Source organism: Roseateles sp., assembly GCF_039595295.1.
Lineage (GTDB): Bacteria > Pseudomonadota > Gammaproteobacteria > Burkholderiales > Burkholderiaceae_C > Roseateles.
This window is the reverse complement of record NZ_JBCNLU010000077.1, coordinates 1-8,081: the sequence shown is the minus strand read 5'-3', so window position 1 is coordinate 8,081 and position 8,081 is coordinate 1. Positions and strand designations below refer to the sequence as shown.

4 protein-coding genes and 1 pseudogene are annotated in these 8,081 nt (G+C 70.8%); 2 read left to right on the top strand and 3 right to left on the bottom strand.

Translation table 11 applies throughout. The features are described 5' to 3' along the window. A partial coding sequence (locus ABDW59_RS24325) for a zinc-dependent metalloprotease (RefSeq protein WP_343634025.1) occupies positions 1–2,229 on the top strand: 2,229 nt, incomplete at its 5' end. 90 nt (positions 2,230–2,319) lie between these two features. On the opposite strand, the gene ABDW59_RS24320 is transcribed toward ABDW59_RS24325, so the two are convergent. From ABDW59_RS24320 to ABDW59_RS24310, 3 genes are read right to left on the bottom strand one after another with little or no spacing between them, the layout of a single operon-like run. Next, entirely contained in the window at positions 2,320–2,973 is a 654-nt protein-coding gene (locus ABDW59_RS24320; protein WP_343634027.1) for a TetR family transcriptional regulator, read from the bottom strand. Positions 2,974–2,995: 22 nt separating this feature from the next. Continuing rightward, positions 2,996–3,703: a hypothetical protein gene (locus ABDW59_RS24315; RefSeq protein ID WP_343634023.1), complete on the bottom strand. Its 708-nt coding sequence runs from the start codon at positions 3,701–3,703 to the stop codon at positions 2,996–2,998. 57 nt (positions 3,704–3,760) lie between these two features. Further along, positions 3,761–6,097, bottom strand: a complete 2,337-nt coding sequence (locus ABDW59_RS24310) for an acyl-CoA dehydrogenase (RefSeq protein ID WP_343634021.1) — start codon at positions 6,095–6,097, stop codon at positions 3,761–3,763. A gap of 308 nt (positions 6,098–6,405) precedes the next feature. Here ABDW59_RS24310 and ABDW59_RS24305 point away from each other — a divergent pair. Next, a pseudogene (locus ABDW59_RS24305) lies at positions 6,406–8,081 on the top strand (hypothetical protein); the annotation flags it as partial.

Genomic DNA, 8,081 nt, shown 5'->3' with positions numbered 1-8,081 from the left:
GCCAACGCGCAGGCCGTCGACAAGGCACAGCGCGACGCCATCCTGGCCAGCTTCAATGTCGAGGCCTACGCGCCGGACGGCTCACCGGTGATCGAGGTCACCCGGCTCTTCGCGTCCGAGGTCGGCGACTTCACCGCCCGCTTGCTGACCGGCGCCACCGCGCTGGACGCCAACCGCAGCTATGTGGAGGGCTCGCGCGCCTTCCCGGGCAGCCTGCGCGTCGACGCGGTCCACACCTACACCGGCCCCGCGATGATCAACACGCCGATGGGTCCCATGAAGGCGCCGCCCGGATTCCCGGCGCGCTCGGCCAGCGTGGGCGTGGCCTACAACCTGGTGGAGCTGCCGGCGCAGCCGATGATGCCGCGCCTGATGGACGACCGCGTCGGCTACTTCTACGTCAGCCGCGTCGATTACGGCAGCGACCGGCAAGCCGTCGAGCGCGACCGCTTCATCACCCGCTGGCGTCTGGAGAAGAAGCACCCCGAGCTCGCGGTGAGCGAGCCGGTCAAGCCCATCGTCTGGTACATCGACAGCGCCACGCCGACCGAGCTGGTCGCATACGTCAAGAAGGGCATCGAGGCCTGGAACGTCGCTTTCGAGGCCGCCGGCTTCAAGAACGCGGTGCAGGCCCGCCCCTTCCCGACGAAGGAGGAGGATCCCGAGTTCGACCCCGAGGACGTGCGCTACAGCATCATCCGCTGGGTGCCCTCGCCCGTGGCCAACGCCTACGGGCCGCACCTGAGCGACCCGCGCACCGGCGAGATCCTCAACGCCAACATCGTCATGTATCACAACATCCAGAAGGTGCTGCGTGACTGGTACATCACGCAGGCGGGGGCCGTCGACAAGCGCGCGCAGCAGCTGCCGCTGCCGGCCGATCTGATGGGCGATCTGGTGGCCTACGTGGTCACGCACGAGGTCGGTCACTCGCTGGGCTTCCAGCACAACCAGAAAGCGAGCTCGCAGTACCCGTTCGAGAAGCTGCGCGATCCGCAATGGCTCAAGACCATGGGGCATGTCTCGTCGATCATGGACTACAGCCGCATGAACTACCTCGTGCAGCCCGAGGACAAGATCGACACGGCACTGCTGATCCCCAAGATCGGGCCCTATGACGTGTTCGCCACGCACTGGGGCTATGCGCCGATCGCCAATGCCAAGACGCCGCAGCAGGAGAAGCCGCAGCTCGAGACCTGGGTGCGCGCGCAGGACACGCAGCCCTGGCTGCGCTTCGGCTGGCCGCGCGGCAACGGGGACTTCGGCTCGGTGATCGAGGCGGTCGGCGACGCCGACGCGGTCAGCGCGACGGAGCTGGGCATCCGCAACCTCAAGCGCATCACCAAGATGCTGCCGGCGATGACGCTGCGCGAGGGCGAGAGCGACCGCGAGCTGGACAACCTCTACAAGGGCGTGTGGTCGCAGTGGACCAAGGAGCTGCTGCACGTGGGCGCGCTGGTGGGCGGCTACGACTATCACAACAAGCAGGGCACGCAACCCGGCGCGATCGCCAAGGCGGCGACCAAGGCGCAGCAGGTGCGCGCGGTGGCCTTCCTGAACGAGCAGCTTTTCGCCACGCCGACCTGGCTGCTGGAGCCGCGCATCATCGAGCGGCTGCAACCGCAGCTGGCGCCCGCGGTGATGCTGTCGGCGCAGCGCGGCATGCTCGGCAGCCTGCTGAGCGCGGACCGCCTGTCGCGGCTGCAGTCGCAGGAGATCCAGCTGGGCGCCAACGCGTATCGCGTCGAGCAGCTGCTGACCGACCTGCGCGGGGGCGTGCTGACCGAGCTCAAGACCGGCGCCTCGCCCACCACGCCGCGCCGCAACCTGCAGCGCGCCTATGTGGACCTGCTGGCCGCGAAGGTGAACGACGGCAGCGGCACCGATGACGGCCGCGCCGCGATCCGCGCGGAGCTCAAGCAGCTGCGCGGCCAGTTCGCCGCCCGCAGCCAGTCGGCGGCCGACGCCACCAGCCGCGCCCACTGGGACGAGCTGGCGGACCTGAGCGCCAAGGCGCTGGATCCGCTGCGCGCGGCGCAGACCCGGGGCGGCCGGGGTCAGGCCTTGACCGACGCCGACGCGCTGGCGCTGCAATGGCTGGGTCGTCCGCTGATCGTGGAGCCGGCATCGGCGTCCGGGCCGGGGGCCATGTCGACATCGACCTGGACGGAAGGTGCGGGACTCGACGAGACCTGCTGGCCCACCAGTTCGGCGCTCGGCCTGAAGTAATCGCTGCACGCTGACCCGCACGCGGCGGCATCTCCTGCGGGGGGTGCCGCCGCGCTGCTTGCGGGGTCAGCAAGTCATGACGTCAGCCGTTCAGCGCTTCAGCTTCTTCTGCTTCGCGCTCGCCGCTGGCCGGCCGACCCCGATACCGCCCAGGATCAGATCGACCCCAGCGGCGAAGTCCTGGCGATCGTCGTGATCGCGGAATGCCTCGGCCACCGAGCGCATGAAGGGAAAGTCCGCCTCATCCAGGCCCGACCACGCATCGGCGACCTCTCCAAGAAAGTCCTCGCGATCCAGCTCACGTGTCTGCGCCGAGACCCGATTCGCCGCGTTCTGCCCGCCGACGCCGAGCACGTAATGCAGCAGCGTCGAGGCGGCGCCCCACTGCGCGGCCGCGGGCACGCCCAGCGCCTGCACCTGCTGCCCGATGCGTTCGAACAGCCGCACCGCCGGCAGCTGCCCCGCCGACTGGATCAGCGCCGAGCCGATCCAGGGGTGCTCGTCCATCGCATCGAACATGCCCAGCGCCAGCGCCCGGATCGTGTCCTGAGGCGTCGCCCCGTCGGGGCAGGCGGCCATCGTCGCCGTGACTACCGCGTCGCAGGCGGCGATCAGCAGCTCGCCCTTGTTGGCGATGTGCCAGTAGATCGCGCCCGGGCCCGTCGCCAGGCGCTCCGACAGCGTCCGAAACGTCAGGCCACCCTCACCCCCGCTGTCCAGCAACTCGATGGCGACCGCGACGATGCGCTCGCGCGACAGGGATTCCTCACGCCGTTGCGGTGCACGTGTCTGCGAGACGGAAACGGCGGATCTGCTCGTCGGCGCCGATGGGGCCTGGTCGAAGATCCGCCCCCTGTTGTCCGACGCGACCCCGGCCTACGTCGGAACGACGTTCATCGAAACCTACTTGTCCGATGCCGACACCCGTCATCCCGCCAGCGCCGCGGCGGTCGGCGGCGGCTCCTTCTTCGCGATGGCGCCGGGACGCGGGATCTTTGCGCATCGCGAGCCCGACGGCGTCATCCACACCTACGTCGCGTTGCGCAAGCCCATGGCGTGGGTCGAGTCCGCGATGACCTGCGACGACGACCGCGAGACTCCTCGGATCGAGGCGCTCGACCGCGTGGCCCGGGAGTTCGACGGCTGGGACGCCGCGCTCACCGCGCTGATCACCGACGGCGAGACCGCAGCGGTGTTCCGCCCCATCCACGCCCTGCCGGCATCGCATCGCTGGACACGCGTGCCCGGCGTGACGCTGCTTGGCGATGCGGCGCACCTGATGGCGCCGGCGGGCGATGGCGCGAACCTCGCCATGCTGGATGGCGCCGAGCTGGGCCAGGCGATCGCGACGGCAGACGGCGACCTGGAGGCCGCGCTGCTCGCCTTCGAGGAGAGGATGTTCGATCGAAGCGCCGCGGCGGCGGCGAGCGCGGTCGAGGTGCTCGACGCCTGCCTGGGCGGGGCCGCGCCGCACAGCCTCGTGGCCTTCCTCGACGCCGCGCGCGGGGCGGCAACGGACGTGTGCGTCGGCTCAGACCGTGGCCCCCTTGGCGCTGGTGGTACCGCTAGTGGCACTACCAGCGCCGCTGCCGCCGCTGCCGCCACTGCCGCCACTGCCGCCACTGCCGTTAGGGCCGCTAGTGCCGCTAGTGCCGCTAGCGCCGATCGTTCCGGCAGCAGAGGTTTCGCTAGAGCGCGGAGCCACCTGCGCGACGCTGTCCGGTCTCGCCACGCGCGTCTCGTCCTCGTCGACCCGGATGACCTGCTCGGCCGCGCGCAGGTAGGTGAGCGCCGCTTCGGGATTCCGCGAGCCGCGCGCCACTTCTTCCAGCGAGCCCGAGCGACGCAGCGCCTTGTTCAGCCCCGCCACCTCGTCGCCCAGCACGCGGGCCGCGTCGAGCGCCCGCATCAGATCCAGCAGACCGCCGCGCTTGGGCGTCGACACATCGGGGCACAGCCGGCGCACCAGCCCCGGCTGCGTGCGCAGCGCGTCGGCGATCGCAATGGCCTCGCGGTCGCGCAGCGGCGCGAGGTGACGGGTGCCATGCAGGATCATCGGCGCCATCACGCGCAGCAGGCGCGAGGGCAAGTTGGCGTAGAGCTCGCGCAGCAGTGTCGCGACCTCGTGCAGCTGCAAGCGGATCGCGGCGCGCGCCACCGGCAGCACGGCGGGATCGTTCTCGACCTGATAGCGCCACATGCAGGCAGCCGCGAGATAAAGCCCCGCCAGCACATCGCCCAGACGCGCGGACAGCAGCTCCATGCGCTTGAGCTTGCCGCCCAGCAGTCCCATCGCGAGGTCCGCGGTCAGCGCATAGCGCGCGGACAGCGCGGCGATGAGCTTGGCCTCGGCGCGCAGATCGTCCGGCACCTGCCCGCGCAGCGGCGCGCCCGCGAGGCTGCGCCAGAAGTTGCGCATCACATGGCCCACATGGCCGGTGAGCGCGCGGCCGAGCTTCTCGTTGTCCTTCTCCTGCACGGCCTTCATCTCCTCCAGCACGAAGGGATGGCAGCGCGTCGCGCCCTGGCCGAAGATGATCAGCGCCCGCGACAGCAGATTGGCGCCCTCGACGGTGATCGCGATCGGCGCATGGCGATAGGCGACGCCCAGCAGATTGCGCGGCCCGGCGATGATGCCCTTCCCGCCCAGCACGTCCATGCCCTCGTTGACCGCCTTGCGGCCGGCCTCGGTGAGCTGCACCTTGAGGATGGCGCTGGCGACGCTGGGCTGCTCGCCCGCATCGAGCGCGGCCGCGGTGTAGCGACGCGCGGCGTCGCTCGCGTAGAGCCGCGCCGCCATCTGCGCGGTGATGCCCGCGATCGCATGGAAACGCCCGATGGGCAGGCCGAACTGCTCGCGCACCTGGCCGTAGCCGTTGACCACGAACAGCGCCGTCTGCTGCATCGCCGCGCCCAGCGCGGGCAGCGAGATCGCCCGCCCGGCGGCCAGGCATTCCATCAGCATGCGCCAGCCCTGGCCGACGCGCCCCTCGCCGCCGATCACCCATTCCATGGGGACGAACACGTCCTCGCCGCGGATCGGCCCGTTCATGAAGGCCGAGTCCATCGGATGATGCCGGCGCCCGATGTCCATGCCCGGCGTGGGCACCGGCAACAGCGCACAGGTGATGCCCAGCTCCTGCTCGCCCTCGGGCCGTGACGGGTCGATCGCCTGGAAGGCCAGGCCGACGACGCTCGCCACCGGCGCCAGCGTGATGTAGCGCTTGTCGAAACGCACGCTGAAGCCGCGCACCTTGCGACCGTCGATCTCGCGCTCGACGAGCACGCCACGATCGGGGATGGAGGCGGCATCGGAGCCGGCATAGGGCGAGGTCAACCCGAAGCACGGCAGCTCGCGGCCGTCGGCCAGACGCGGCAGGTAATGCTGCTGCTGCGCGGGTGTCCCGTAACGCAGCAGCAGCTCGGCCGGCCCCAGCGAGTTGGGCACCATCACCGTCACCGCACAGGCCGTGTTCACCGTCGCGATGCGGGTCACGACCTCGGCATGCGCGTAATGGCCGAAGCCCAGGCCGCCGTATTCCTTGGGAATGATCATTCCGAAGAAGCGATGCTCGCGCAGGTACTCCCAGACCTCGGGTGGCAGATCGCCGGCTTGGTCGATGGCGTGGTCGTCGAGCATGCCGACCAGCGTGCTGACTTCCTGATCGAGAAAGCGTCGCTCCTCGTCGGTGAGGCGATTGGGGCCTTGCGCGATCAGCGCGTCGAAGTCGGGGCGGCCCGCGAAAAGCTGTCCCTCGAAGCCGACCGTGCCGGCCTCGAGGGCCGCGCGCTCGGTATCGCCCATCGCGGGCAAGGCCTTGGAGAACGGCGCCATCGCCAGGCGCCCGATGAATCGGTGCAATCCCATGGCGCGAGCCTAGGTCCGCGCAACGGCGCGGCGTGTCGGCGGGCGGCGCGCGACCGCGTAGGACGCGAGGCCACCCCGCATGGCGCATCGGGTGGCCGATCACCGAGGCACATTTTTGTAACTTCGCGTTCGAGGACCTCATCGGCTGTCGCCGCAACGCGCCGGCGTGCCGATACTTCTGCCCATCGCGCCAGGGAGGGCGCCGCATCCTGCGGCCGCCAAGGAGCGCGTTCAGGTCAGTCATGCCATTCGTCACACTCGACGGCCGTGCCCGACGCACGCCCCGTTCCTCTTCGTCCATCTCGCGCATGCCGTCGCACCCGGTGTGGCGCCCCTTCGCCCTGGCCATCCTCGTGGCCGCCGCGCTCAGCGGCTGCGGGGGCGGGTCGTCGGGCTCCGACTTGCCGGCGGTCCCCTCCGAGGTGCCGGACAACTCCTTCCGGGCGACGCTGGTGCGCGTGTCCGCGGAGGCTGCGGGCAGCCGCTGTGCCGCAGGCGGCGCACGCATCGATTCGGGTCGTGATGCCGACGGCAACGGGATCCTCGCCGACGCCGAGGTCAGCGCCACGCAACTGGTGTGCAACGGCGTGAATGGAAGCCCGGGCACCAACGGCGTGTCGGTGCTGGTCCGCGTCCGCGCGGAGGCGGCCGGTGCCAACTGCGTGCAAGGCGGCTCCGCGGTGCTGGCGGGGATCGATGCCAACGGCAACGGCGTCCTGGAGGACGGCGAGGCCAGCAGCACCGCCTATGTGTGCAACGGGATCGCCGGCTCGACCGGACCGGCGGGATCCGTGGGACCGACGGGCCCTGCAGGTCCGAGCGGCCCCACCGGTCCGACCGGACCCGCCGGCCCAACTGGCCCGACTGGCCCCACTGGCCCCACTGGCCCCACTGGTCCCACTGGTCCCACTGGCCCCACGGGGCCGACTGGGCCGACCGGCCCGACGGGTCCCACCGGTTCCTCGGGTCTGGACGCCTTGCTGGCCTTGGCCACCGAAGCGCCTGGCGCCAACTGTCCCTATGGCGGCCAGCGTGTGCAGTCCGGTCAGGACGCCAATCGCAACGGCGTCCTGGACGCGAGCGAAGTCACGACCACCAGCTATCTGTGCAGCGCCGCGCCGGCGGACACGCGATGGGTGACGGTCACCGGCGCCGCGGTCCAGGCCGAGACCAACACCGGCTACCTGGCCAACGCCGGCACGCCGGTCGTCATCACGCTGCCGGCATCGCCGCTGATCGGTGACTGGATCAAGGTCACCGGTGTCGGCAGCGGCGGCTGGACGATCGCGCAGAACGCCGGTCAACGCATCAGCACCGCGGCCTTGCCCGGCGGCAACAAGCTGGACTGGACCGCGCGCACGCCGACGGCGTCCTGGGTCGCGACCGCGCTGTCCTCCGACGCCAGCCGCCAGGTGGCCGCCGCCGCCTCGGGCGAGCTCTACACCTCCACCGACGGCGGCGCCAGCTGGGCCCAGCGCCTGACAGGCCAGTTCTGGTCCGGCGTGGCGACCTCTGCCGACGGCAACCAGATCGTCGCCGCCACCAACGGCGGCGCGCTGTATCGCTCGATCGACGGCGGCCTGAACTGGAGCAACGACGGTTCGAGCCGGGCGTGGACCGCGGTGGCCAGTTCCGCCGACGGGCAGCGGCTGGTCGCGACGGCCTACCTGGGACAGATCTGGACCTCGTCCGACGGTGGCGCCAGCTGGACGGCAAGGGACAGCAACCGGGCCTGGCGCTCGGTGGCCTCGTCGGCGGACGGCCGGGTGCTGGTGGCCGGCACCAACGGCTCGCAGCTGTATGTCTCGACCGATTACGGCGTCAGCTGGGCCGCCCGTGCGAGCGCGCAGTTCTGGTGGAGCACCGCGGCATCGGTGGACGGCAAGCGCCTGTATGCGACGGTGGACACCGGCGCGGTCTGGCGCTCCGACGATTTCGGCGTCAGCTGGGAGTCGATCTCGGTCAATCGCGACTGGCGGGGCAT

What these genes read in the sequence shown, in the direction of transcription:
- ABDW59_RS24310 (WP_343634021.1), bottom strand. Translation starts at nt 6,097, where the DNA reads ATGGGATTGCACCGATTCATCGGGCGCCTGGCGATGGCGCCGTTCTCC.